Below are 25,750 nucleotides of genomic sequence, written 5' to 3'. Positions count from 1 at the left end.
TTGCGGAGGCGTGATTGCGAATTCTCATTGTCGAAGATGATCCGATCCTGCTCGACGGGTTACGGGAAGGTTTGAAGCTGAGCGGCTTTGTCGCGGACGGCGTGACAACGGCCGCCGATGCGTCGGAGGCGCTGGCGACGGATAATTTCGATGCGGTCGTTCTTGATCGGATGCTTCCGGACGGTTCCGGGCTGGATGTCCTGAACGGCTTGCGTCGCAGTGGAAACCGGATTCCCGTCCTGCTCCTGACGGCCAAGGATGAGGTTGGAGACCGCATCGACGGTTTGGATGCGGGTGCCGACGATTATCTTGGCAAACCTTTCGATCTGGATGAGGTTGCCGCCCGTCTGCGGGCGATCATGCGCCGCGCCGCCGGGCGGGCGAGTGCGCAGATCAGTCTGCGAGGGCTGACGCTGGATCCCGCTTCGATGCAGGTTCTTCGGGATGGGTCGACCGTAATCCTGTCGCGCCGCGAGTTCTCGATTCTTCATGCGCTCATGGAAAGTCCCCAGGCAATTCACTCCAAACAGGCACTGGAAGAGCGTCTCTACGGCTGGCAGGAGGATGTGGAGAGCAACACGATCGAGGTGCATGTGCATAAGCTGCGCGCCAAACTTGGAAGCGCCGCCATCGAAACGGTGCGCGGAGTTGGCTACAGATTGGGGATGCCCTGATGCGTTCGATCCGGTTGCGGCTTTTTGCGATCCTGCTGGCGACGACGGGAGCCCTCTGGCTGCTTGCCGTCATGTGGACCTATTTCAGCGTGCAGCATCAGGTCGAGCGGGTGCTGGACGCGCGACTGATGGAAGCCGCCCGCATGGTCAGCTCGCTCCTCACCGATCACCATATCAATGTGGCTGCCGCCGTGGATGACACGAAAGCCAATGACACCACCTTGCCGTTCGATCTCCAGGGGGACTACCGACGGCAGCTCTCCTGCCAGATCTGGTCGCTTCAGGGGCAACTCGTCAGCCGGTCGGAAAGTGCGCCGCGTGAATCGCTCACAGACAATCGCGACGGGTTTAGCGAAACCATCGTCGATGGTGTCCGCTGGCGTGTCTTTGCGGTCGTGAATCCGAACCTCAATGCCCGTGTTCTTGTGGGCGACAGTCTGGAGATACGCGACAGGCTGGTTGCCGATGTGGTCAAGGGGCAACTTGTTCCAGCCATTGCCATTTTGCCGATCCTTGCGGTGCTGATCTGGCTGAGTGTTGGACAGGGGCTGGGACCGCTCAACAGGATTGCCATGTCATTGGGGTTGAGGTCTGCAGATGAACTGCACGCCATAGAAAACAGGGACACGCCCAGCGAAATCAAGCCATTGCTCAGATCGCTGAACTCCCTCTTCCTGCGTGTGGAAGCAGCCCGTGAGCGTGAGAAGACGTTTATCGCCTATGCCGCCCACGAGTTGAAGACCCCGCTTGCCGGATTGAAGACCCAGGCTCAGGTGGCGCTGCGGAGTAAAGAGGATGATGTTCGAGACAAGGCGCTGGCGCATATTTCGACGAGCGTTGACCGGACCGGGCGTCTTGTCCGCCAGCTTATCGACCTGGCGCTCGTCGATTCGGCGGATCGCGGCGATCGGATCGAGACGGTACGGCTCGCAGGGATAATGGAGGACATTCGTTCCGATCTTGAAGCCCAGAGCAGCAGGCGTGGCATCTCCGTGAAGCTTCGCATGCAACCGGATGAAATGGTGACCTTGAGAAACGTGAATCTCCTGCGTCTGGCCCTGCGCAACGTGATCGAGAATGCGATTCAGTATTCGCCGGAAGGCTCAAGCGTTGAGATTTGTGCACTGAAGAACGGTCCCAAGGTCGAAATCGACGTGACGGATCAAGGGCAGGGCATAAATCCGGAAGATCAGGCGACTGTCAGGGAGCGGTTCAAGCGAGGACATTCGGCCCATGGCGAGGGCAGCGGCCTTGGCCTGGCGATTGTCGACATGGCGATGCGAAAGCTCGGCGGGGAGCTTGATTTTCGTCAGACTGATTCCGGTTTCGTCGTGACGCTCGTTCTGCCGCAGGAGTGACGGGACTACCGTTTAAGGCAGCCTTAAGGTTGGAGCTTCAGCCAAGTTTTATAGGCTCCAACCAATTCCAGTAGGCTCCCATGATTCGACCAATTGTTTCTCCTCGCAGGCCGATGGCCGTCGCGTTGGCAATCTTCCTCACCGCTTGCGCAAGCAATGCCGACCGTGTTCCCGGCGCCGCGCCGCGCCCTTCCAATGAGCGTGTCGAAGATCGGGAGGCAGCCCCAATCGGAACCGACCCGATGCTTATGTATGGCGAAAAGACCGATGCCGGTTTTCATATTGCCGGCGTTAATACCGGAAAAATGAATCCTGAGTTCGTGCGGCAGGTCGTAAGCTATACCACGGACGAAAAGCCCGGTACTATCATCGTCGATCAGCGAGCACGTTTCCTTTATCTGATTCAACCCGGCAATAAGGCGATCCGATATGCCGTTGGTGTCGGCCCAGTTGCGCGCGCCTTCGATGGTGGCGACGCGATTATTGCGAGAAAAGCTGCCTGGCCCCGGTGGATCCCAACACCTGAGATGGTCGCAAGGAACCCCGCGCATTACGGCCCGAACAAGGATGGAGTCGATGGCGGCCCGTCGAACCCGATGGGTGCCCGAGCGCTGTATATGCATAAGGATGGCAGGGACACATATTATCGCGTTCACGGCACGAATGATCCAGGTTCAATCGGCAAGGCTGTATCGGCCGGCTGCATTCGCCTTTTGAATCAGGATATCATCGACCTTTACAACCGGGTAAAGCCCGGTGCCCGGATCGTTGTACAAGGATAGGGTGGAGCCGCTTGATAGCCTGGCGAAGTTCCAGACGATTGTATCCTGCGTGATTGAAACGGAAGTCGTGAATATCTCGAGACCCGTGCCGCCGGTAACCACTGATAACGGCAGCCCGTCGCTCCGAAACCCGGATTAACCTAACGCTAGAGGCTGAGACCGGGAAGAACGGTGCGGATGTGATCGCCCAGCGCCCCGGCTGCCGACGATGTCTGCGTGTCGGCAAACTCGATGGCAATGCCGATCGTCGGCAGGGGTGGTAGCCCGCTTTTGACGATATGAAGGTCGGCTGGAACGGCTGTCCTTGTCAGCACGCTGATGGCGTGGCCGGAGCGCGCGATTGCGATGAGGCCGGAAAGGCTGTTGCTGGCGAAGGCGACGCGGTAGCGCCGATTGGCGGCTTCCATGGCGTCGCATGCCGCGCGGTGATCCAGCGTCACGGGCGCGGAGAGCGCCAGCGGCAGCACGTCCTTGGCGAGGAGATCCGGCTCCGGCCTGTCCGCCACCCAGACGAAGCTTTCCCTGCGGAGCACGTCGCGGTGATCCGGATCGGATTGCGAAACCAGCGCCATGTCGATCTGGCGGCGCTGCAGGAGGGGACGCAATTCCGTCGTGGGCGCGCAGACCATGCGCAGATCGACTTTCGGGTAGGTGCCGAAGAAGCCTCTCAGCAGTTCCGGCAGGAAGGCGATGGAATAATCTTCAGGGCAGCCAAGGCTCACGGTTCCCTGCAGCGTTGCCTCGCCCATATCGGCAAGGATTTCATCATGCCGGGCAAGCAGGGCGCTGGCATGGGCAAGCAGTCTCTCGCCCGCCGCGGTCATACGCACTCCCGAACCCGTTCGCTGCAGCAGGGTATGGCCGACCAGATCTTCCAGCCGCTGCATCTGGGTGCTGAGCGCGGATTGGGTGCGTCCGATCTGCGCGGCGGCGACGCTGATGGAGCCCGTGCGAGCGACAATGATAAAGTTCTTCAGCAGCGTAAGGTCGAGCATGGCGATATCAAAATTATCAATATCGGAGTAAAATACTATCAATTGGACTGAGGTGGCAATGGGTTGTTATGTTTGGGCAAGATAAACTCTTGGGGAATGTGCCATGGACAAGCTTGCGAAGAACTTCGCCTCGCTCAATGACGAACCGGCTTTCTGGGAAGCTGCCAATAAACATCTGACCCGCTACGGACCGGCCTTCGAGGAGATCATCGTCGAACGGGCTGAGGGAAGTTTCGTCTATGATGCGGATGGGCGCGCCATTCTCGATTTCACTTCCGGCCAGATGAGCGCTCTGCTCGGGCATACCCATCCGGATATCGTCGCCACCGTCAACCGGCAGATGGCATCGGTCGCACATCTCTTTTCCGGCATGTTGTCCCGCCCGGTCGTCGACTTGGCGGCGCGGCTGGCGGCGCTCGCGCCGGGTCTCGATCGCGTGCAATTGTTGACCACCGGGGCTGAATCCAATGAGGCGGCGATTCGCATGGCGAAGCTCGTCACCGGCGGGCATGAAATCGTCGCTTTCGCGCAGAGCTGGCACGGCATGACCGGCGCTGCGGCCTCCGCTACCTATAGCGCCGGCCGCAGGGGTTATGGCCCGGCCACGGCCGGTTCACTTGTTATTCCCGCGCCGAATGCCTATCGTCCGCGCTTCAAGAATCCCGATGGATCGAATGACTGGCAGGCGGAACTCGACGATGCCTTCGAACTGATCGATCGCCAGTCGACCGGCAATCTTGCCGCCTTCATTGCCGAACCGATCCTGTCGAGCGGCGGTATCCTCGAGCTGCCGGTCGGTTATCTCGCTGCGCTAAAGAAAAAGTGCGAGGAGCGCGGCATGCTGCTCATCCTCGATGAAGCCCAGACCGGTGTTGGCCGGACCGGGCATATGTTCGCCTTCCAGCGCGATGGTGTGACGCCCGATATCATGACGCTGTCGAAGACGCTCGGCGCCGGCCTGCCGCTTGCGGCGGTGATGACGAGCGCAGAGGTCGAACAGAAGGCCTTCGAGAGGGGTTTCCTGTTCTATACGACCCATGTTTCCGATCCCCTGCCGGCCGCTGTCGGCGTGACGGTTCTCGATGTGGTGGCGCGTGATGGGCTGGTGGAACAGGCGATTGCCCGCGGGAACCGTTTGAAGGAGGGGCTGCTCTCGCTGCAGCAGCGGTTCGAATGCGTTGGAGACGTGCGCGGGCGCGGGCTTTTGCTCGGACTTGAGGTCGTCGCCGACCGGCATACGAAAGCCCCCGGTTTCGAACTCGGTGCGCGCATCATGCAGGAGGCGATTTTGCGTGGCCTCAGCATGAACATCGTCAAGCTGCCTGGCATGGGCGGCGTCTTCCGCATTGCGCCGGCGTTGACGGTATCGGATTCGGAAATCGACCTTGGGCTGGAAATACTGGCGGATTCGATCGAATCCGCACAGCTTGCCCGCTAGGTGTGACCGGCATTTGCCGGGAATGTCAGTTCAACCCTTGCGCCTTCGCCGGGTCTGGAACTGATATGCGCTTCGCCGCCGCTCTGGCGCACGAACCCGTAGACCATGGCGAGGCCGAGACCCGCACCGCCATGGTCGCCCCGCGTGGTGAAATAGGGCTCGAAGGCCTTGTCCACGGCCTCCGGCGTCATGCCGATGCCCTCGTCGGTGACGGCGATCACCAGCGTATCTTTGCCGGAGGCAGCCTCGATTGAAATCAGGCCGCCATCGGGCATGGCGGCTGCGGCATTGAGGCATAGATTGAGGATGGATTGCTCAAAAAGGGCCGGGTCCAGCGGTATCAAGGGAAGATCGCCATCGATATCGAGCGCGATCCTGCATTTGGGGCCGACGGCGATTTCCAGAATATCGGCCATGCCGCGCAGCAGGCTGGCGACATTGATGACGCTTGGATGAATCGGCTGCTGGCTGCCGATGGTAAGCATGCTGCTGGCCAGAGACCGGCCGCGATCCGCCGCCTTGCGGATGCGGGCGATGTGTCGCTTCTGGCGATCGTTGAAACCGGCTTCGCGCTCCAGAAGTCCTAGACTGCCGGTGATGATGCCGATCATGTTGCCGACCTCATGGCTGACCTGATGGGTCATGCGCATGATGCCATCAAGCCTCTGGGCTTTGACGGCTTCCGCTTCCTGACGATCGAGAGCGGTCACATCGCGGGCGAGCAGCACGATGCCGCCATCCGGCTGGCGTGACATCGATACTTCGATCACCCGCTGATCGTCGGTGCGATGGCGCAGGACTGCGCGGTCGAGCAGTTCTCCCGGCTCTGCATAGAAGGGCAGCAGAGCCGGGTCGATTTCCGGGATCGGTTCGACAAACCGGCGAAGCGGCAGTTTTCGCGATGAGCCGGAGCGTCCGACGAGCTCGATGATGCGACGATTCATGGTGATGGGCCGGCCGGCCGGATCGAACAGCGCAATTCCCTCGTTCATGGTGCGGAAGGTCGAGCGGATGGTGCGGGCTGCCGCTTCGGCCGTACGCCTGAGGCGCGAGACGCGGTCGACGCTGTCATGGAAGGCGCGAAACGCATCGAGCAGCCGGATCAACTCCGTCTCGGGACCGGTATAGGAGGGCGGGCCGACATCCTTATCTCCCTTGGCGAGGGCATTCATGCCGTTGGAGAGCGTCACGATCCCGCGCGAGACACGCATCACCGAGCGGATCGAGAAGATCGCCACGATGAGAACCAGAAGCGAGGCGACGGCGACAATGATCAGCAGCCGGTTGAGAGCATCGGAGGTCGAAATCAGGTCTTCGTTCAGGCTGCGCGCAACCGCATCGCCCTGGGTTTCTGTCACATGGGAAAGATCCCGCGAGACGGTGTGAAGGCGGGAGACCGAGGCGCGGATGGCGAACATTTCCAGAAGGTAGCGGCTCTGGGCCTCGAAGACCCGCTCGTAGGGCTGTAGTTCGGCCATGGGCAGGCGCTCGCCGGGATAACCCTGCTGGCGCGCCGTCGTTTCCGCCACGTAGCGGCGGCGCAGTTCGCCAAGCTGGAAAAGGCTGTCGGATGCGGATGCGGCCTGTACGATGCCGTTCATTCGCCGGCGCAGTTCCGGATCGAGGATGCCCTGACCGGTGGCGATTTCGCCGAGCGCCGCTGCCGCTTCCGCCTTGTGACCCTGTGCCGCATCGGCGTCCTTCGCAAGATCGAGCGTCTGTTCCCGGATGATCTGGAGGAGTTCGACGATGCGTTCGCTGGCAAAGCCACGGGTGATCCGTTCGCCGCTGTCCGGTCCTGTCATTTCGAGCAAAATATCGACCTGCTGGACCACCGAGCGGCTTTCGCTGGAAACGCGATAGGGCGAGGCGGCGTTCATCAGGAACGGTGCGCTGGAGACGAGATCGGAGACCTGCCGCGAGACCAGCGACGCCTTGGCGAGACTGGAAAAAGCCTGCAACCCATAGGCCGCCATTTCATCGCGGGCGCGCTGCAGGCCATAAATGGCGATGGCGGAAAGGCTGAAGACGAGGAGGCAGGTAAAGACGATCGCAAAGGGCAGGCGAAAGGCGATGGAGGAAAGGAAGGAGCGGCTGATCACGGGGAAAGCTCGCCCTCGTCGGTGTGCAGAACATAACCCTTGCCGCGCCGCGTCTTGATGTGACGCGGCAGGTCGGGATTGATCTCGATCTTGCGCCTGAGCCGCAGCACCAGCACGTCGACATTTCTGTCGATATAACGGTCGCTCTCCGAACCCAGCCTGTCGAGAATCTGGGAGCGGCTGACGGGCTGGTTGGGTGTTTCCGCCAGTATTTCCAGAAGCGCGAATTCGGCGGTGGTCAGTGTACGGCTGCGGTCCGCGAGGCAGACGGCGCGGCGTGCATCGAGATCGATTGCCCAGTCGCCAAGGCGAAGCGCCCCGCGCCCATGATCGCTGTCCTTTTCCTGTTTCAGCGAAGGGATCGTTCGGCGCAGTACGGCTTTGATCCGGGCCGTGAGTTCGATCGGTTCGAAGGGTTTGACAACATAATCGTCGGCTGCGGTCTCAAGCCCGAGAACCCGGTCGGCGGCGCTGCCGGCGGCGGTGACCATGACGATGCCGATGTCGATCTGGCTGCGCAGCCGCTGGGCAAAGGTGCGTCCGGACGTGCCAGGCAGATTGTGATCGACCAGCACAAGCTGCATCCTGTCCCTTGCCAATATCTCGTCCGCCTCCTCGGCGGAGCGCGCGCAGGTGGGCAGCCAGCCCTCCGCCTCAATGAGGTCCGAGATGAGCTCGGCCATATCCGGATCGTCCTCGACGATCAGAATGCGAACCTTCTGATTAAGCACTGCACTTTCCTCCCGCCATCATCATAGGCATGGCGGCGGCGATCTTCAAAGGCTCGCTGGTTATCTCCCCTGTCATAATTGTAATATCTGTAATCTTGTTCGGCGGTGCGGTGAAAGATTGGTAACCATTCTTCGATTGCGGTGCGGACAGGATGTGACATGCTGTAGGTGGAGACTGGAACGGGGAGGTTCCGGGCAGGGAGGCTTGATTGAAAGCATTGACCGCACTTGCGGCGAGCATGGTCCTATGGCTGTGCGGCGCAGGGCATGGCATGGCCGAACCGAAGTTGAACGTCCTTTGCGGCGTCGACGAGGCCTGGTGCTTGACCATGCAGCGGGCTTTCGAAGCCAGGGCCGGTCTTGAGATTTCGATGGTGCGCAAGAGCACCGGCGAAATTCTCGATCAGATTCGTGCTGAACGATCCCATCCCACTGTCGATGTCTGGTGGGGCGGTACTGGCGACACCCATTTGCAGGCGGGTTCTGAAGGGTTGCTGGATGAATACCGGCCCGCCCACCAGCAGGATTTGCTGCCCTGGGCGCAGAATTTCTCGGTGATGTCGGGATCGCGGTCTGCGGGAATTTATGCCGGTGCGCTGGGCTTTGCCTATAATTCGGAACTGCTTGCGAAGAACAATCTGCCGGCGCCGACCTGCTGGAAGGATCTGGCGAAGGATGTCTATCGCGGCCATATCCTGACCGGCAATCCGAACTATTCAGGCACGGCCTTCACCATGCTGGCCACTCTCGTCCAGCTGTTTGGCGAGGAGGAGGCCTTCGGTTTCATGGAAAAGCTCAACCTGAACGTCGTGAGCTATACCAAGGTTGGTGCAGCGCCCGTCAAGGCGGCGGCGCGGGGCGAGATCATGATCGGGATTTCCTTCATGCATGATGCCGTGACCCAGAAGATCGAAGGTTTTCCGCTGGTGATCGTCGCGCCGTGCGAGGGCACCGGTTATGAAATCGGGGCTGTCAGCATCGTCAAGGGCAATCGCAACGCGGCGCTTGCGCAGGATTTCGTGGAATTTGCGCTGAGCCCGGAAGGGCAGGCGACCGGGGCTGCTGCCGGCCAGAACCAGGTGCCTTCCAACGCCCGGGCGACATTGCCGCTGACCGCACCTGATATATCGATGATCAAGATGGTGGATTACGACTTCGCCACCTTCGGACAGCCGGAAGAGCGAAGTCGGTTATTGAGCCGCTTCGACAGCGAAATCCACCCGACCCAGACCCAGTAGGGCCAAAACCAACACCTCAAAAAGACAGCGCGCGTGCCGCAAGGCGCCGCGACCGGCAGCGCCATGTCCGCGCACCCAGGAATTCAGACGCAAGCTACAGGAGGATAACCATGCGACTGACGATACTTTCCACCCTGCTTTTTGCCGGCACGGCACTGAGCGCCGTTTCCGCGCAGGCGGCGGGCGAACTCAACCTGATCTGCTCGGCCGATGTCGTGATCTGCGAACAGATGAAGGGCGACTTTGAAAAGTCACACGACATCAAGGTCAATATGGTGCGCCTGTCTTCGGGCGAGACCTATGCCAAGGTGCGCGCGGAAGCCCGCAACCCGAAGACGGACATCTGGTGGGCCGGCACCGGCGATCCGCACATGCAGGCGGCGTCCGAGAACCTGACGCTCGAATACAAGTCGCCGATGCTGGACCAGTTGCAGGACTGGGCCGTGAAGCAGGCGGAAAGCACCGGTTACAGAACTGTCGGTGTTTATGCCGGCGCGCTGGGCTGGGGCTACAATACCGAAATCTTCAAGTCCAAGGGTTACAAGGAGCCGAAGTGCTGGGCCGATCTGCTGGCGCCGGAACTCAAGGGCGAAATCCAGATCGCCAATCCGAATTCGTCCGGCACCGCCTATACGGCGCTGGCGTCGCTGGTGCAGATCATGGGCGAGGATCAGGCGATCGACTATCTGAAGAAGCTCAACGCCAATATCTCGCAATATACCAAGTCCGGTTCCGCGCCGGTCAAGGCGGCGGCGCGTGGCGAGACGGCGCTCGGTATCGTCTTCATGCATGATGCGGTGGCGCAGACAGCGGAAGGCTTCCCGGTCAAGTCCATCGCGCCCTGCGAAGGCACGGGTTATGAAATCGGCTCCATGTCGATCATCAAGGGTGCGCGCAACCTCGACAATGCGAAGACCTGGTACGACTGGGCGCTGAAGCCGGAAGTGCAGTCGCGCATGAAGGATGCCAAGTCCTTCCAGCTGCCCTCCAACAAGACGGCGGAAGTGCCGAAGGAAGCGCCGAAGTTCGAGGACATCAAACTCATCGACTATGACTTCAAGACCTATGGCGACCCGGCCAAGCGCAAGGCGCTGCTGGAACGCTGGGACCGCGAGGTCGGTGCGGTCGCCAACTGATCTGAACCGCTGATCTTAATTCCGGCGACAGGCATCCCGGCTTTTTAAGCCGGGGTGTCCGCCACTCTTTCATCGGCATGAAACAAGCGAGGTCGGCCATGACACGTGGCAATCGCAGGCTGGACATCGTCCTGGCGCTCGGGGCTTTTGCCCTCATTCTTCTTCCCTGGTATCGCATCGAAGGCGGCTTTTTCAGCTTCCGCTGGCTTTCCGGCTTTTTCTCTTCCGCCAGCAATGCGCCCGGTGTGCTGCAAATATTGTCCTATGGAAAACCATGGCTGGTCGGCGTCGTTGTCTTTTTCCTCGCCGCATGCCTTGTCCGGTCCATCCGTGATCCGATGCGGCGCGGCGGGCTGCTTGCCGTCATCGGCGCTGCCGGGCTCGTTTTCCTCGCCTTGCAGGGGCTGGCCATCGGCTTTACCGGCTGGAGCTGGACGGTGAGCGAAAACCTCTTCGGCATGCTTGCCGATGGCCAACCCTCCATGGGTGCCGGTGCCGTCGTCATGTCGTTCGTCTTCGTGCTGCTTTTCGCCTTTGGGCTTGCCGAACGCGGCGTCATGAAAGGCGACGCCTTCGTCGTCGGCGCCATTTCCGTTCTGGTTTTCCTCGTCACGGTTTTTGTCTTCTATCCGATCGGCAGCATGCTGGTCGCCTCCGTTCAGGATTTCGACGGCTCCTTCAATGCCGATGGCTTTATCCGCAATATCAAGGATCCCGGCATCTGGAGCCTTGGCTGCGTCACGGGTGAAGAGCGTTGCGGCGTTGCCTGGCGCACATTGTTTCTCGCCCTGATGACCGCCTTCGGCTCGACCGTGCTCGGGCTTGGCTTTGCGCTGATCGCCACCCGTACGCGCTTTCCCTTCAAGAAAGGCCTGCGGCTTCTCACCGTTCTGCCGATCATCACGCCGCCTTTTGTCATCGGCCTTGCCCTGACGCTGCTGTTCGGCCGCGCCGGCGTCGTCACCGAATGGCTTTCCTATCTTTTCGGCATCGAGCCGGGTCGCTGGCTTTATGGCATGACCGGTATCTGGATCGCGCAGGTTCTTTCCTTCACGCCCATCTCGTTTCTGGTGCTGATCGGCGTGGTCGAAGGCGTCAGCCCGTCGATGGAAGAAGCCTCGCAGACTTTGCGTGCCGACCGCTGGCGCACCTTCTGGCGGGTGTCGTTGCCGCTGATGAAGCCCGGTCTCGCCAATGCCTTCCTGATCGGCTTCATCGAGAGCATGGCGGATTTCGGCAATCCGCTGGTGCTTGGCGGCACCCATGGCGTGCTGTCGACGGAAATCTTCTTTGCCGTCGTCGGCTCGCAGAACGATCCCTCCCGCGCTGCGGTTCTGGCGATCATCCTGCTGTGCTTCACGCTTTCGGCCTTCCTTGCGCAGCGTTTCTGGCTGGCAGGCAAAAATTTCGCGACGGTGACGGGCAAGGGTGACAGCGGCGCGCATATCGCGCTTCCGCGCGGCCTGTCCATCGGCGTTCACGCCGTCGTCGTGCCGTGGATGGTCTTCACCATCGTCGTTTATGGCATGATCCTTGTGGGCGGTTTCGTGAAGACATGGGGTCTCGACAATTCCCTGACCCTAGACCACTACGTCCGCGCCTTTTCCATCAGCTTCTCCAATGGCTCGATTGCCTGGACCGGCGTGGCCTGGAACTCGTTCTGGACGACCATGAAGATCGCACTGGTTTCGGCACCGCTGACCGCCGCCGTCGGTCTTTTGACCGCCTACATCATCGTGCGGCAGAAATTCGCCGGGCGGAACCTGTTCGAATTCGCGCTGATGATGAGCTTTGCCATTCCCGGCACGGTCATCGGCGTCAGCTATATCATGGCCTTCAACCTGCCGCCGGTGGAAATGACCGGCTCGGCGCTGATCCTGATCGCCTGCTTCGTGTTCCGCAACATGCCGGTCGGCGTGCGCGGCGGCATTGCGGCGATGAGCCAGCTGGACAAGAGTCTCGACGAGGCCTCGCTGACGCTGCGGGCCAACAGTTTCCGCACCATCCGCAAGGTCATCCTACCGCTCTTGAGGCCCGCAATCACGGCCGCACTGGTCTATTCCTTCGTGCGTGCCATCACCTCCATCAGCGCCGTCATCTTCCTCGTCAGCGCCGAATACAACATGGCGACCTCCTATATCGTCGGTCTTGTCGAGAACGGTGAATATGGGGTGGCGATTGCCTATTCCTCCATGCTGATCGTGGTGATGATCACCGTCATCACAGGCTTCCAGCTCATTGTCGGCGAGCGTCGCCTGCGGCGCGAAAACCGCGTCGCCGGCCTGCCCTCCGCTTCCTCCGTTCCTCTCGCTCAGGAGAAAACCGCATGATTTCCGTAAAACCCGGCTCCGTCACCTTTCAGAATGTCCGCAAGACCTTCGGCGCCTTCACCGCCATTCCCGACCTGTCGCTCACCATCGAGCCCGGTACGCTCGTCACCCTGCTCGGTCCCTCCGGCTGCGGCAAGACGACGACGCTGCGCATGCTGGCGGGCCTCGAGCATCCGACCTCGGGCCGCATCCTCATCGGCGACAAGGATGTGACCATGCTGCCCGCCAATGAGCGCGATGTCTCGATGGTCTTCCAGTCCTATGCGCTTTTCCCGCATATGACGGCGCTCGACAATGTCGCCTATGGCCTGCAATCCTCCGGGCTGCGCAAGGCGGAAGCGCGGGAGAAAGCGGAAGAGGGGCTGAAGCTCGTCGGTCTTGCCGGCATGGGGCATCGCCTGCCTGCCGAACTTTCCGGCGGCCAGCAGCAGCGTGTCGCGGTCGCGCGCGCTCTGGTGCTCGAGCCGCAGGTGCTGCTGCTCGATGAGCCGCTTTCCAACCTCGATGCCCGCCTTCGCCGCCGGGTTCGCACCGAAATCCGCGAATTGCAGCAGCGGCTGGGTTTCACCGCGGTTTACGTGACGCATGATCAGGATGAGGCGCTGGCTGTTTCCGACCGGATCATCGTGATGAAGGACGGCGAAATCGCCCAGTCTGGTGCGCCACGCGATCTCTACGAGGCCCCGGCCTCCGCCTTCATCGCCGATTTCATGGGCGAGGCAAATGTTGTCGGTTGCGAGGTCATTGGCGTTGAGGGCGCCGATGCGCTGATCCGCGTCGGCGGGATCGATCATCGGGTCGCGGCACGCAACGCCCGGCCGGGTCCCGCAGAGCTTGCGGTCCGCCCCGGCTCAATTTCCATCGGACAACCGGGCGGGCAGGGGCTTGCCGGCCGGGTGCTGCACAGCGCCTATCTCGGCGGTCACGTCGAATATGAGGTGGAAACCGATATCGGTACGCTTTTCATTGTCGACCATGCCGTGGAGACCAGCCTGCCGGCGGCGAGCAATGTGACGCTGGGGTTCAAGAACCGGGGCATTGCCTTGATTCAGGCTTGAAGCCGCTCCTGCACTCAGGATTACATCGAGACAGAGGCAGATTTGGTCTGCCTCTGTCTGTCGGGAAGGCGGGTCTCAAATATCCTTTGCCAGACGAAGCGCATCGTAGATCGCCGCATGGGTATTGCGCGCGGCGACCGCATCGCCGATCCGGAAGAGCCGGTAGGCGCCTTCCGGGTTGCGCTCGACCGCTTGGGCGGCTCCCGCAAGCAGGGCGTCGTAGGAGATTTCCCCGAGGTTCTTCGAACCGGGCTTGAGTTCGAAATAAAGGTCATCCAGTGGGACCGTGCCATGGTTGACGACGATCTGGTCGACGGTTCTCGATTTCGTCACGCCGCCATAATCGCTGCCGACATGGGCGACAAGCTGGTTGCCGTTTCTTTCCGCCGCTTCCAGCCGGTAGGTAACGGTGAAGGTGACATCGCGTTTTTGCAGCGAGCGCATATAAGGAACGAGGTTCATGGCCATGACTTCCGGGGCAAAAGCGCGGTCAGGCGTCATGATCTCCACTTTCGCTCCGGCTTTTGCGAGGAATTCGGCGGCCTGCAGGCCGGTATGATCGCCGGCATCGTCGAAAACCAGCACATTCGTTCCCGGCTTGACGTCTCCTGAAATGATATCCCATGCCGAGACGACGAGATCGTTGCCGCTGGAAAGCACATCGGTATGCGGCAATCCGCCGGTGGCGATGATGACGACGTCAGGGTTTTCCGAAAGAACCGTGTCCGCTTCGGCCCAGTTGTTGAAATGAAAGGTGACGCCCAGCCTCTCGCACTGGCTCATGCGCCAGTCGATGATGCTGATCATCTCCCGGCGGCGTTCGCTTTGCGCCGTTAGCCGGATCTGGCCGCCGGGATTGTTGGCGGCCTCGAACACGACGACCTCATGGCCGCGTTCGGCACAGACACGCGCGGCCTCGAGCCCGGCCGGTCCGGCGCCGACGATCACCACCTTCCGGCGTTCCGCCGCTTTGGGTATCTCGTGCGGCATGGTTTCCTCACGGCCCGTTGCCGCATTGTGAATGCAGAAGGCGAGACCGCCCTGATAGATGCGGTCGAGACAATAATTGGCGCCCACGCAGGGGCGAATATCGTCCTCGCGTTTTTCCATGATCTTGCGCACGATATGCGGATCGGTCATGTGGGCGCGGGTCATGCCCACCATGTCCACCTTGCCGGCGGCGATGGCGTGGCGGGCGGTGGCGACATCGGGGATCTTGGCGGCGTGGAATGTCGGGAAGCTGGTCGCGGCGCGGATTTCACCGGCGAAATCGAGATGCGGCGCATTGGCCATGCCCTGAATGGGGATGACGTCGGTCAGGCCCGGGTCGGTGTCGATATGGCCCCTGATGACATTGAGATAATCGATCAGGCCGCTTTCCTTCAGGCGTCTGGCGATTTCGATGCCCTCTGCCTGTCCGGTGCCGCCCTCGAGACATTCGTCGGCGGTGTAGCGGACACCGAGGATGAAATGGTCGCCCACGCGTTCGCGCATCGCCCTGAAAACGTCGAGACAGAAGCGCATGCGGTTTTCGAGCGGGCCGCCATAGGGGCCGTCCAGTTCGTTGGTCAGCGGCGAGACGAACTGGTCGATGAGATGGCCATAGGCTTCCAGCTCCACCCCGTCCATTCCGCCCGCCTTCATGCGTTCGGCGGCGTCGGCGAAGTCCTTGATGATACGCTCGATATCCCAGTCCTCGATCTTCTTCGGAAAAGCCCGATGCGCCGCTTCGCGGTGATGTGACGGCGCAAGGATCGGCAGCCAGTCGCCCTTGTCCCAGCGGGTGCGGCGGCCGAGATGCGTGAGCTGGATCATGATCGCCGCACCCTGTTCATGCACGGCGTCGGTCATTTCCCGGATCCACGGGACGATTTCATCCTTGTAGGCGAGCAGGTTGTTGAAGACGGGCGGGCTGTCCCTGGAGACAGCGGCGGAGCCGGCCGTCATTGTGAGGGCGACGCCGCCCTTCGCCCGCTCCACCGTGTAGGCGCGATAACGTCCCTTCGGCATGCCATCTTCGGGATAGGCGGGTTCGTGCGAGGTGACGATGATGCGGTTGCGCAGGGTGAGGTGTTTTAGCTGGTAGGGCTGAAGAAGGGGATCGCTCGACATAGCCTGCTCCAAAAGGGTTTCTGTCTCAAGGCTAAGCGGGAATGTACACTTGTGTCAATTTACAAAACACAATTGTCTTTTCTTTTGACACGGGTGTACATCCCGCTTGTCGCGAAGAGACCGATTTGCTACGAACGCGTCATGGAAGCGACATTGAACGACACCGGCTGGCGTGGATCGCAGGAAGGGTGGCTTGAGGCCGCCTATCAGGCTTTGCTGGAATCGGGCGTGGATTCCGTCAAAATCCTGCCTCTGGCGAAAAAGCTCAATCTGTCGCGCACAAGCTTCTACTGGTTCTTCAAGGACCGGGAGGAATTGCTGGCCGCGCTTGTCACCCGCTGGCGGGAAAAAAATACCGGAAGCATCGTCCGGCAGTCGGAGGCCTATGCCGAGACGCTGGCCGAAGCCATGCTCAATATTTTCGACTGCTGGCTGGATCCCTCCCTTTTCGACAGCAGATTTGAATTCGCCGTTCGAAGCTGGGGCCTTCAGTCCGATGAGATTCTTGCGGAGGTTCGCAAGGCCGACGAGATGAGAATGGCGGCGCTTGCATGCATGTTCGTGCGGTTCGGCCACAATGAAAACACGGCGGATGTGCGTGCCCGGACCACCTATCTCGTGCAGATCGGCTACATTTCCATGCAGTCCGAGGAAGATGTGGCGGTGCGGATGCAGAGGATTCCGGACTACATCGCCATCTATACCGGTGAGATGCCGCAGCAGCGTGAGCTTGACCGGTTTTATGCGAGACACGGGTACAGGCCCGGAACGGCGCAACCGTGACATTTCCAGAGTGACGTCAGCGCGAAAACACACGCAATGCCGTCGGATTATGTGCTGTAAGGTGGTAGAAGACGAATTGTCTGCCCGCCCTCCTGCAATGTAGCTGCAACATTTTTCGACCAGTGGTGGGGATGGCAAGAATCCATCTCTGGGGGAAGTCATTGCGAATCTTGCTTCTTGAGGATGAACCCGAAATGGCGCGCGCGCTTCTTGAAGCCCTGCGCCGGCGCGATGTGCTTGCCGATCATGTCAGCACCATCAGCGATGCTGACGCCCTTGCGCGCGACGGGTCTTACGATGTGCTGGTTCTGGATCGCCGTCTTCCCGATGGAGAGGGGCTGAACCTGGTGGCTTCGCTTCGCCGGAGCAGGCATTCCGTGCCGATCCTTGTTCTGACGGCGCTTGGAAGTGTCGATCATCGTGTCGACGGGCTGGATGCGGGAGCGGATGATTATCTTGCCAAGCCCTTTGCAATCGAGGAGCTGCTCGCCCGCCTCAGGGCTCTCCACAGACGCGGCCCTTCTCTTTCCGACAAATATGCGCATTTCGGAAATCTGAGCATCGATCCGCGCAGCAATGAAGTCAGCATTGCCGGCTCCATCATCGAGTTGCGGCGTCGGGAATATCTGGTGCTTGAAGCGCTGATGCGGCGTCCGAACCGCATCGTCACGCGGTCGAACCTGATCGAGGCGGTCTATACGCTCGATGACGAGATCGAGTCCAACGCTCTCGATGCGCATATTTCCCGGATCAGGAAGAAGCTGGCGCAGGCTGACGCCACGGTGGAGATAAGGGCCGTGCGGAATATCGGTTATCTCATCCGGTTGAAGACATGAGACAGGAGCGCAATCGATCCCTGCGATGGGGGCTGATGAAGCGCCTTTTCGCATTGCAGGCATTCCTGCTCGTCCTTTTTGTTATCCTTCTCATCGGCTGGATATGGATCATCGATCCACGGCTCGAAGGTGCGAATGAAGAGGCTGCCCGTATCGTCGCGGAGAGCGTGACGAAGGACGGACAGGGCAGGCCGCAACTGTCGGCGACGCCGGAGCTGGCGGAGCTGAAACGGCGCTATCCGAATCTCTGGTTTGTGGTGCGCGACGCCAATGACATCGTATTGCAATATGGCGCGGTCCCGCCGCCCGCCCTGTCGGCCGTATTTCCCCAAAGTTTTGACCGCGCGCGTCTGGAGGCGGCCGGAACGCTCCGCGCCACCGTTGAAAACCGCGATACAGCCGCCGGGCGGCTTCAGTTCATTGCCGGGACGGAGGAAGGAATTCCCAATGACGGTCTGAGTATCTGGATCAATGTTCAGCTGGATCTGGAAAAGGATGCCGAGGGCGCCATCCGCTGGCTGACCGTGCTGCCGGCGCTGGGCTTCATCATCCTCATCGCCGTCGTGCCCATGCTGATCCTGACGGGCATCGCGACATTGCTCGTGACCCCGCGGGCGGTCGGTCGCTCTTTGAGCGGGCTGATGGAAACCGTCAAACAGGCGCAGTCCATCGATTTCGAGAACCGGTCCGAGCGTATCGACCGTTCGAAAGTTCCCCTTGAAATCATCCCGCTGGTGGATGCCTTCAACGTCGCGCTGTCGAGGCTCGATGACGGGTATAATCGCCGCAACCGCTTTCTCGCCGATGCGGCGCATGAGCTGCGGACGCCGATCGCAATCGTACGCACCAGAGCCGACCTTTTGCCCGATGACGCGCTGAGCCGTCAGATCAGGGCCGATATCGACCGCTTGACCCGCGTTGCGCATCAACTACTGGAGATGCAGGCGGTGGGTGCAGTGAAACTGCCGGCGGAGCCGCGCGATCTCAATAAGCTTGTCGAGCGCATCGCGACCGATCTCGCCCCGATTGCGATGGATGCCGGTTACGAGTTCGATTTCGAGCCCGGCGAGGGCGAAGTCGTCTTCACGGTGCAGACGTCGATTATCGAGATGGCGGTCGTCAATCTCGTGCGCAACGCGATAGACCATGCCGGCGGCAAGGGCGCAATTACGATCCGGGTCGATCCGGCGGGGGCCATCGAGGTCTGCGATGAAGGGCCGGGTATACCTCTCCCGGAGCGCGCGCAGGTATTTGAGCCGTTTCACCGCATCAACACGAACTCGCCCGGAGCCGGCCTTGGGTTAAATCTGGTCCAGAACGCGGCGGAGCTTCATTGTGGCCGTGTTCTGTTTGTCGATCTCAATCCCGGCTTTTGTGTCCGGCTCGAAATTCGACCGATAGTTTCGAAAGGCGCTGCGACCGCGCTGCGATAATGAAATTTCTTACGATTCGGTTAAGAAAATAGATCTAACTTATTTAAATAAATAAATAATTTCTAATAAAATTCGTTCCATGCAATGCAGGCGCAATTCTCGCGGGGAAAATCCCCTTATCTGCTGAACGCATCCGCACGTCATGTCGGCCGGCGCAGCAGACTAACGGGAGCCGGTTTCCGGTTCTTCAACGCGAACTGAAACTTGGCTGTGCCAGAAGATGGCGCATCGGTTTCGTCTGGAGTCATTCATGTCGATCGTCAAGAAATCGCTTGTCGCCGTGACCATCGTCGTCGCGGTTGCAGGCAATGCCCATTCCGCCGATCTCACCAACTACAATACGCAGCAATCCTTCGATTACGGCAGTCCGCCGGCCTTCTCCTGGGGCGGGGCCTATGTGGGTGTGCATGGTGGCGTTGCCTCCCCGAAATTCAACCCATTGGCCAGCGGCCGCGGCCTGACGGGGGGTGTTCAGGCCGGTTATAACTTCCAGTTCGGTTCGGGCGTGGTCGGTGCGGAACTCGAAGGTTCCTATCTCGGGAACGAGGCGCGTGTGCCGAACGGTCGTTTGCGGGAGCGTTTCCGGGGTGCGGCCAAGATGAAGGCCGGCGTGGCGCTCGACCAGACGCTGGTTTACGGCACCGCCGGCCTGACCACGACAAAGTTCAGGGACGGAAATGGCGTGACAGGTCCCGATGGCTGGAAACAGGGCTATCTGGTCGGGGCAGGCGTCGAACAGAGTTTCGGCGGCGGCCTGTCGGCGAAGTTCGAATATAATTATGTGAGCACCGGAAATGTGGCCACGACGACCGCCAGCGGTAAATCGAAAACCGATGTCAGCGATCATGTCATCAAGGCCGGCCTGAATTATCGCTTCTGACCGGACCTTCCCATGACAGATTCCAGGGAGAATTTTCAAAAGAACGCCGCCGCTTTCGGTCTGGAAGCGGCGGTGAAAAAGGGCGGGGCGCGGAATATGCGGAACCGGGCTGAAATTTGAAACCCGGAACGGTCATTCGCATTCGAGCGAAGGTTGCCGGAAGCTCGTAACATACCATTCGGCCCCGGAATTGCGGGTGTAGAAGGTATAGAAGCAATCGATGCGCTCAATATAAGCCGGCGTTTCGGACACTTCGTAACGTTCGCCACGCCGTGTTGTCCGCACCTCGCCACTCGACGATCCGGCGACAGCCTGCGTCTTGTTTTTCCGCCATTGATAGGCCTGCTGGCCGGGACCCAGACTGTAGATATTGTCCGGCGGCCCATAGTCCAGCATCACGCTGGTGATGGGCGCGCCGATATAGCTTTTCATGACAGTCGAGGCGCAGGCCGTGAGCAGTATCGATGCGCCGGCGATAAGGAAGATTGCTGCCGGGACTGCAAGGGACGATCTGTTGGATATGGAAGTTCCTTTCTGCGGTGACGTTCGCAGGGATAGGAACCGGTTATTGCAAGTACATTGCACGGGAAAAGCGGGGCGAGGCGGGTGGCATCCGCTGAAAGCGGCGATGCCCGAATTGCCGGTATCTGAGGCCGGCGATGTTGCGGCCGATATGTGTCGACAGGCCATTCCGCTATCCTGGGACAGCGCAGGTTTCGTCGTCCAGGAAGCCATCTTTCATCTTTTGCAGTTAAGAATCATTTGCAATAAGGATTGACGCTGGTTTTATTTCCCATATTCTGTTGTTGCGAATGAGTTGCAATTTCGGTTTCCGGGCGAGTTCAGATGATCGATGTCGAATGTGTCGCTGCGAATGGATTTATCTGCACGGCGGAGACGGATGATCCGTCCGGGATCGCAATTTCTTCCCGCAATTTATCCCTTTCGATCGGATGTTCAGATGCTCTTTGTTCCTGAAGAAACCCGCAAACGCTTCCGCACCGAGGAAGCGATGATGCGAACGCGGGCAGCGCTGAAACGGGTCGGCCTGCGTCCAACCCGTCAGCGAATCGTGCTTGGCGGGCTTATTTTCCGGGAAGAGCACAGGCATTTCACGGCCGACGATCTGCATCGTGAGACCATTGCGACAGGAACGCGGCTGTCTCTGGCGACGGTCTATAATACGCTCAACCAGTTTGCCGAGGCGGGTTTCGTCCGCAGGGTCTGCATCGAGGGCGGGCGGACCTATTTCGACACCGATACCGCCAATCACCAGCATTTCTATGTCGAGGCCGAGGATCGGATCATTGATATTCCCGCCGGCCGGATCAGTCTGGGAATGCTGCCCGAACCGCCGGAAGGATATGTCATCGACAAGGTGGATATTCTGCTTCGTCTTGTGCGTCTGGAGCCGGAGAAACAGGCTCCTCGAGGGTACGGCTCCGCATGTCGCGATGAGCCTGAACGCCGGGGATTGAGGGATGGAAACCTGAAATGACGATCTTCTGGAGAGCCGCCCGCGCCTGTGCGCCGGGCGCGCATTCAAACCCGTTCATCGCCCTATAGCGGCGCAGTCGGCGTCCGCTTTGTGAAAGCCGTCACAGATTTTGGAAATTGCGGCCCGCCTTTCCGGATGGAGGCGGAATGAGCCGCCTTGTCTCGTCCGGCAAACGGCAATGAAAGGAAATCCAAATGCTTACCATTGGTGCAAGACTGCCCGCATTCGACCTCCAGGCGGTTATCTCCACTGATCCGGCCAATGCTTTTATGCGCATCAGCGACACGAGCAGCGCCGGCAAGTGGAAGGTCATCTTCTTCTGGCCAAAGGACTTCACATTCGTCTGCCCGACCGAAATCGCGGCTTTCGGCAAGCTCAATCCGGAATTCGCAGATCGCGACGCGGTCGTCTACGGTGTCTCGACCGACAGTGAATTTGTCCACCTCGCCTGGCGGCAGAACCACGCGGATCTCAAAGAATTGCCAATCCCCATGCTATCGGACATCAAGCGCGAGTTGAGCGCGGCTTTCGGCGTGCTGCATCCCGTGGAAGGCGTTGCGCTGCGCGCCACCTTCATCATCGATCCTGAAGGCATCATTCGCTTCGTCACGGTCAACGATCTCGGCGTCGGGCGCAATCCGCAGGAAGTGCTGCGGGTGCTCGATGCGCTTCAGACCGACCAATTGTGCCCATGCAACTGGCAGAAGGGCGACGACGTCCTGAAGGCCGCATAAGTGAGGGTCGAGCATGAAACAGGTTTCAATCCCAGGCGGAACGCAGGCCTTTGCCGCATCGCGTTCGCGAGACTTCGTCGTCATCGATGGCGGCGACCGATATTGGAAGAGGCTGACCGAACGGGCCAATATGGCCTATTCGCAAGGGGAAATTTCGCTTGCGCGCGGCATTTACGGCGATGCGCTGGCGGAAGGGGAGCGGTTGTTTGCCGCCGCCCTCGAAAAGCCCTGCCACTATCCAGCACCGATCATCTACAACGTCTCATGCCATAATCTTGCGGAACTGGAGAATGGTGAGGGCAATTACCTAGAGGCGGAGGGGCTTTACCGGAGAGCTTACGAGCGGCTTCTTGAGGCCGCCCGGTCGTCCTCCTCGCCGATGGCGATGCGGGTCGCCTGCGTGCAGCATCTCAAACAGGCTCTCGCAGCCCTTGCACATCATCTCCGGTCGCGGGGGCGTGACGACGGGGTGATCGACCGTGCGGTTCAGGAGGCATATGGCACTGCCTTTGCAGTCTTCCGTGCGGCCCGCCACGCGGAGCAGGCGGGCGACGATTGCCCGCATTGCCCGATCATTCCGTCATGACGATGAAAGCCCACTCTCAAACACATCAGGATAATGCAACGTGAATACGCTAGACGATACGATGAAATCTTTTCTCGCCAAACAGCTGCCGATCCAGTCGACGGTCAGCAAGGACGGCTTGCCGGATATCGGGCCGAAGCGCTCGCTCAGGGTCTATGACGACAGGACGCTGATCTACAATGAGAATACCGGCGGTCAAACGCTGCAGAACATCCGTGACGGCTCGAAGATCGCCGTCGCGGTCATAGACCGGGATGCGCTCGACGGCTATCGCTTCGTCGGCCGGCCGGAGATTTTCACCGACGGGGCTCCGTTTCAGAATGCCCTGGGTTTCGCCGGCACGGCGGGAATGAAAGAGCCGAAATGCGCCGTGCTCATCCATCTGGAGGTGATTTATACGCTGCGGTCCGGCCCTGATGCGGGCAAGAAACTCTCAAATCCCGAATAGGCCGAAACCTCTGCCGATCATAACGGCCCGCATTTTTCGAATGTGGGCCGTTTAGAGGCCGGCAATGTTGCGGCCGATATGGCGCAGTATGCTTTTGAAAAGTTTTACTTCGGCCGGGTCGAGGCCTTCGATTGCGGTTTTTTCGAACATGGCGGCGATGGGCATGAGTTCATCGGCCAGTTCCTCGCCCTTCGGGGTGAGGGTGATGCGCACGATGCGCGCATTGTCGAGCGGCCGTTCGCGGCTGACGAGGTTACGCCGGACCATCAGCCCCACAAGCCGGGACAGCGTGGAAATCTCCACCGATACCATGTCCGAAAGCTCGGTCAGCGTTTTGCTCTCCTGCTGCCGCAGCGTCGCCAACACGCGATACATCGGCAGGGTGATGTCATAGGAGGCCAGTCTTACGGAAAAGCGCTCGCCAAGCCGAACGCCCACCCAGTTGAGCAGGTAGGGTACCGAATCGGTGAATTGATAGGACACGAGCAAATCCCCGTTTGAGAACCATCTGCGCAGATGCTGATGTGCGCCTATCGGCTGTACCGGCACAATTCATCCGTTTCAATAGCTTCGCCCCATAAGACGGGGGAATGCGGCGTTCTGCCTTTCACAAAAAATGACGAAAAACATTTGCATTGACAAATGTTGCAAACGCAAATAAATAAGAATGCAGGATTTGGGAGGATCTCATGACATCAGCATTGTTTGGCCTGAGCAGCCTTGCGCCTGAAGGCGTCGGTCAGAATTTCCGTTCAACGATGCGTCGTTTCCCGGCGACTGTGACGGTTATCACGGCCTGTGCCTCGGGTGATCAGCGCGATCACGGCATGACGGTCACGGCCGTCACTTCGGTCTCGATGGAGCCGCCGTCCCTGCTGGTTTGCCTGAACAATCGCACCCTGCTGCATGAACTGCTGCTGTGCCGGCCCGATTTCATCGTCAATGTGCTGACGCAGGATCAGATTGCCCTGTCGGACGCCTTTAGCGGCAAGGTGTCGCCGGAAGAGCGTTTTCGCGACGGTCAATGGCAGCGCCACGACAATGGCGTTCTCTATCTGCCCACGGCCCATGCCGCCATCGCCTGCCGTCGGGTTGCGGCGATGCCCTACGGAACCCATACCGTTTTCATCGGGCAGGTTGTTTCGGCCGATGTCAGCGAGACGACACGGCCGCTGCTTTACGAAAACGCCCAATATTGCGCCGCAAGCCCCGCGAGCCTGCCCGCCTGATCATTGCCGCCCAGATAATCCCGGCGGGATAACGCCCGGCCAGCAACATCCGGCCAGTAAAGTCCGGCCAGTAAAGTCCGCAAGGAGACAATCATGAACGATATGAGCCATGCGCCGCTGCCGGCGCAAACGAACCCGCGTGCCCGCCTCGCAAGCCGCGTTACCGGCATAGCCGATCTTTTCCGGGCGAGCGCCCGGCAGACGGAGGAGGCCCGGCGCGTTCCGGCCAGCCACATCGAGGCGCTACGCGGCATCGGTTATTTCGATATCGTCAAGCCCCGCGCCTTCGGCGGCAAGGGCGGAGATTTCGCCGAGCTGGTCGAGGCCAATATCGAGCTTTCGGCCGCCTGTGCGTCGACCGGCTGGGTCGCCGGCCTGCTGTCGGCCCATCAATGGCTGCTGGCGATGTTTCCGGAAGAGGCGCAGGCCGATGTCTGGGGTGAAAACCCCGATGCACTGCTGTGCGGTTCCTATGCGCCGGTAAAGATGGCGGAGCTCGCCGATGGCGGTTACCGCCTCAGCGGCAAATGGGCCTTCGCCTCGGGCTGCGAAAACGCGCAATGGTCCCTCTGCGCCGCCATTCTGCCGCCGCAGGGTGAGGGCAAGCCGGTTCCGGCCTTCCTGCTCGTTCCCGCCGGGCAATATGCGATTGAAGACACCTGGCACGTGGTGGGCCTGGCCGGCACGGGTTCCAAGACGCTCGTTCTCGACGATGTCGTCGTTCCCAAACACCGGGTTCTGACCTTTCCGGACGCCACCAGCGGAAAGACGCCCGGTGGACACTATTATGCGGAGGAAGGCCTGTTCAACATGCCGCTTCTGACCGGCATTCCCTCCTGTCTCGCGGCGGCAGGCGTCGGCGCGGCCAGGGGCGCGCTTGCCGCTTATGTCGATCACGTCGGCGGCCGGGTGACGCGCGGTGCGGTGGCTGGCGGCAATAATCGCATGGCCGAATTTCCGACCATCCAGCTGCGCGTTGCGGAAGCAGCGGCGAGCGTCGATGCGGCTTGCGAAATATTGCTGCGCGATGTTGCCCGCGCACAGGCGCTCTCGCAGGCAAGGATCGAAGGCCGGGCGGAATTTACGGTGGATGACCGTCTTCTCAGCCGTCGCGGCCAGTCCTTTGCGGTGTCTCTCGCCCTGCGCGCCGTGCAGGCGCTCAACGACTCCACCGGCGGCGTCGGGCTCGATCTTTCCAACCCGGTGCAGCGGGCTTGGCGGGATGCGAATGCGGTCGGCCGCCATATCAGCATGAACTGGGATGCCGTGGGCACCATGATCGGCCAGAGCATGCTCGGGCTGGAACCCAAGGGCCAATATTGATCGCCTCTCGGGCGGCAAATCAAAGAGTGAATTCGGAGGAAACCAC

The 25,750-nt window shown here is 60.3% G+C and carries 25 protein-coding genes; 19 read left to right on the top strand and 6 right to left on the bottom strand.

Features of this window, described 5'->3' with window-relative positions; genetic code table 11:
• Nucleotides 1–14: 14 nt before the first annotated feature.
• From I3J13_RS17660 to I3J13_RS17650, 3 genes are all read left to right on the top strand, one after another.
• The gene (locus I3J13_RS17660; protein WP_065656201.1) at nt 15–674 is read left to right on the top strand and encodes a response regulator; all 660 of its coding nucleotides are present in this window, start codon (nt 15–17) and stop codon (nt 672–674) included.
• Complete coding sequence (locus I3J13_RS17655; RefSeq protein WP_196379596.1) at nt 674–2,032, top strand: ATP-binding protein; 1,359 nt, start codon at nt 674–676, stop codon at nt 2,030–2,032. The genes I3J13_RS17660 and I3J13_RS17655 overlap by 1 nt, the downstream gene beginning before the upstream one ends.
• 80 nt (nt 2,033–2,112) lie before the next feature.
• On the top strand, nt 2,113–2,814 hold the full coding sequence (locus I3J13_RS17650; RefSeq protein ID WP_236000987.1) for a L,D-transpeptidase: 702 nt from the start codon (nt 2,113–2,115) through the stop codon (nt 2,812–2,814).
• Nucleotides 2,815–2,960: 146 nt separating this feature from the next.
• On the opposite strand, the gene I3J13_RS17645 is transcribed toward I3J13_RS17650, so the two are convergent.
• Nucleotides 2,961–3,809, bottom strand: coding sequence for a LysR family transcriptional regulator (locus I3J13_RS17645; protein ID WP_196379595.1), 849 nt, complete (start codon nt 3,807–3,809; stop codon nt 2,961–2,963).
• A 103-nt stretch (nt 3,810–3,912) separates the two neighbouring features.
• Here I3J13_RS17645 and I3J13_RS17640 point away from each other — a divergent pair, with 103 nt between their 5' ends.
• Nucleotides 3,913–5,247, top strand: coding sequence for an aspartate aminotransferase family protein (locus tag I3J13_RS17640; RefSeq protein WP_196379594.1), 1,335 nt, complete (start codon nt 3,913–3,915; stop codon nt 5,245–5,247).
• On the opposite strand, the gene I3J13_RS17635 is transcribed toward I3J13_RS17640, so the two are convergent.
• Both I3J13_RS17635 and I3J13_RS17630 read right to left on the bottom strand, forming a co-directional pair.
• A complete protein-coding gene (locus I3J13_RS17635) occupies nt 5,244–7,349 on the bottom strand; it encodes an ATP-binding protein (protein ID WP_196379593.1) in 2,106 nt (701 codons plus the stop codon). The two genes, I3J13_RS17640 and I3J13_RS17635, sit on opposite strands and share 4 nt — an antisense overlap.
• Nucleotides 7,346–8,080, bottom strand: a complete 735-nt coding sequence (locus I3J13_RS17630) for a response regulator transcription factor (RefSeq protein WP_080856758.1) — start codon at nt 8,078–8,080, stop codon at nt 7,346–7,348. Before I3J13_RS17630 ends, I3J13_RS17635 begins: the two co-directional genes overlap by 4 nt.
• Before the next feature lie 239 nt (nt 8,081–8,319).
• On the opposite strand from I3J13_RS17630, the gene I3J13_RS17625 reads away from it, so the two are divergent.
• From I3J13_RS17625 to I3J13_RS17610, 4 genes are all read left to right on the top strand, one after another.
• Nucleotides 8,320–9,318, top strand: a complete 999-nt coding sequence (locus I3J13_RS17625) for an ABC transporter substrate-binding protein (protein WP_065656204.1) — start codon at nt 8,320–8,322, stop codon at nt 9,316–9,318.
• Between the two features lie 110 nt (nt 9,319–9,428).
• Nucleotides 9,429–10,454, top strand: coding sequence for an ABC transporter substrate-binding protein (locus I3J13_RS17620; protein ID WP_003503939.1), 1,026 nt, complete (start codon nt 9,429–9,431; stop codon nt 10,452–10,454).
• A 98-nt stretch (nt 10,455–10,552) separates the two neighbouring features.
• On the top strand, nt 10,553–12,784 hold the full coding sequence (locus tag I3J13_RS17615) for an ABC transporter permease (protein WP_196379592.1): 2,232 nt from the start codon (nt 10,553–10,555) through the stop codon (nt 12,782–12,784).
• On the top strand, nt 12,781–13,842 hold the full coding sequence (locus I3J13_RS17610) for an ABC transporter ATP-binding protein (RefSeq protein ID WP_196379591.1): 1,062 nt from the start codon (nt 12,781–12,783) through the stop codon (nt 13,840–13,842). Before I3J13_RS17615 ends, I3J13_RS17610 begins: the two co-directional genes overlap by 4 nt.
• 75 nt (nt 13,843–13,917) lie before the next feature.
• Here I3J13_RS17610 and I3J13_RS17605 read toward each other — a convergent pair whose 3' ends face one another.
• Complete coding sequence (locus tag I3J13_RS17605) at nt 13,918–15,954, bottom strand: NADH:flavin oxidoreductase (protein WP_196379590.1); 2,037 nt, start codon at nt 15,952–15,954, stop codon at nt 13,918–13,920.
• Between the two features lie 141 nt (nt 15,955–16,095).
• Here I3J13_RS17605 and I3J13_RS17600 point away from each other — a divergent pair, with 141 nt between their 5' ends.
• From I3J13_RS17600 to I3J13_RS17585, 4 genes are all read left to right on the top strand, one after another.
• A complete protein-coding gene (locus I3J13_RS17600; RefSeq protein ID WP_196379589.1) occupies nt 16,096–16,737 on the top strand; it encodes a TetR/AcrR family transcriptional regulator in 642 nt (213 codons plus the stop codon).
• Between the two features lie 161 nt (nt 16,738–16,898).
• Nucleotides 16,899–17,573 carry a response regulator transcription factor gene (locus I3J13_RS17595; protein ID WP_059755161.1) on the top strand — a complete coding sequence of 225 codons (675 nt, stop codon included), beginning with the start codon at nt 16,899–16,901 and terminating at the stop codon, nt 17,571–17,573.
• 35 nt (nt 17,574–17,608) lie between these two features.
• Nucleotides 17,609–19,006 carry a sensor histidine kinase gene (locus I3J13_RS17590; RefSeq protein ID WP_196379588.1) on the top strand — a complete coding sequence of 466 codons (1,398 nt, stop codon included), beginning with the start codon at nt 17,609–17,611 and terminating at the stop codon, nt 19,004–19,006.
• Nucleotides 19,007–19,256: 250 nt separating this feature from the next.
• Nucleotides 19,257–19,886 carry an outer membrane protein gene (locus I3J13_RS17585; protein ID WP_059755440.1) on the top strand — a complete coding sequence of 210 codons (630 nt, stop codon included), beginning with the start codon at nt 19,257–19,259 and terminating at the stop codon, nt 19,884–19,886.
• Nucleotides 19,887–20,018: 132 nt separating this feature from the next.
• Here I3J13_RS17585 and I3J13_RS17580 read toward each other — a convergent pair whose 3' ends face one another.
• A complete protein-coding gene (locus I3J13_RS17580) occupies nt 20,019–20,408 on the bottom strand; it encodes a hypothetical protein (RefSeq protein ID WP_020810134.1) in 390 nt (129 codons plus the stop codon).
• On the opposite strand from I3J13_RS17580, the gene I3J13_RS17575 reads away from it, so the two are divergent.
• The 5 genes from I3J13_RS17575 to I3J13_RS17555 all read left to right on the top strand — a co-directional run bounded on the left by I3J13_RS17575 (nt 20,338) and on the right by I3J13_RS17555 (nt 23,152).
• Nucleotides 20,338–20,664 carry a hypothetical protein gene (locus I3J13_RS17575; RefSeq protein ID WP_196379631.1) on the top strand — a complete coding sequence of 109 codons (327 nt, stop codon included), beginning with the start codon at nt 20,338–20,340 and terminating at the stop codon, nt 20,662–20,664. The genes I3J13_RS17580 and I3J13_RS17575 overlap by 71 nt on opposite strands.
• Nucleotides 20,665–20,901: 237 nt before the next feature.
• Complete coding sequence (irrA, locus tag I3J13_RS17570) at nt 20,902–21,384, top strand: iron response transcriptional regulator IrrA (protein ID WP_121490292.1); 483 nt, start codon at nt 20,902–20,904, stop codon at nt 21,382–21,384.
• Between the two features lie 194 nt (nt 21,385–21,578).
• Complete coding sequence (locus tag I3J13_RS17565; RefSeq protein WP_206696228.1) at nt 21,579–22,118, top strand: peroxiredoxin; 540 nt, start codon at nt 21,579–21,581, stop codon at nt 22,116–22,118.
• Nucleotides 22,119–22,131: 13 nt separating this feature from the next.
• Nucleotides 22,132–22,704 (top strand): hypothetical protein, encoded by a 573-nt coding sequence (locus I3J13_RS17560; protein WP_196379587.1) that lies wholly within the window; start codon nt 22,132–22,134, stop codon nt 22,702–22,704.
• A 40-nt stretch (nt 22,705–22,744) separates the two neighbouring features.
• Nucleotides 22,745–23,152, top strand: a complete 408-nt coding sequence (locus tag I3J13_RS17555; protein ID WP_196379586.1) for a pyridoxamine 5'-phosphate oxidase family protein — start codon at nt 22,745–22,747, stop codon at nt 23,150–23,152.
• 51 nt (nt 23,153–23,203) lie between these two features.
• Here I3J13_RS17555 and I3J13_RS17550 read toward each other — a convergent pair whose 3' ends face one another.
• The gene (locus I3J13_RS17550) at nt 23,204–23,635 is read right to left on the bottom strand and encodes a MarR family winged helix-turn-helix transcriptional regulator (RefSeq protein ID WP_004433168.1); all 432 of its coding nucleotides are present in this window, start codon (nt 23,633–23,635) and stop codon (nt 23,204–23,206) included.
• 206 nt (nt 23,636–23,841) lie between these two features.
• On the opposite strand from I3J13_RS17550, the gene graD reads away from it, so the two are divergent.
• Nucleotides 23,842–24,381: an FADH(2)-dependent resorcinol hydroxylase reductase component gene (gene graD / locus I3J13_RS17545; protein ID WP_020810141.1), complete on the top strand. Its 540-nt coding sequence runs from the start codon at nt 23,842–23,844 to the stop codon at nt 24,379–24,381.
• Between the two features lie 93 nt (nt 24,382–24,474).
• Complete coding sequence (graA, locus tag I3J13_RS17540) at nt 24,475–25,704, top strand: FADH(2)-dependent resorcinol hydroxylase oxygenase component (protein WP_196379585.1); 1,230 nt, start codon at nt 24,475–24,477, stop codon at nt 25,702–25,704.
• Nucleotides 25,705–25,750: the final 46 nt, after the last annotated feature.

Origin of the sequence: Agrobacterium leguminum (genome assembly GCF_015704895.1) — a bacterium.
In the GTDB taxonomy this organism is placed as follows: domain Bacteria; phylum Pseudomonadota; class Alphaproteobacteria; order Rhizobiales; family Rhizobiaceae; genus Agrobacterium; species Agrobacterium leguminum.
The sequence above is the reverse complement of the archived record's forward strand: the minus strand, read 5'-3'. Positions and strand labels throughout refer to the sequence as shown.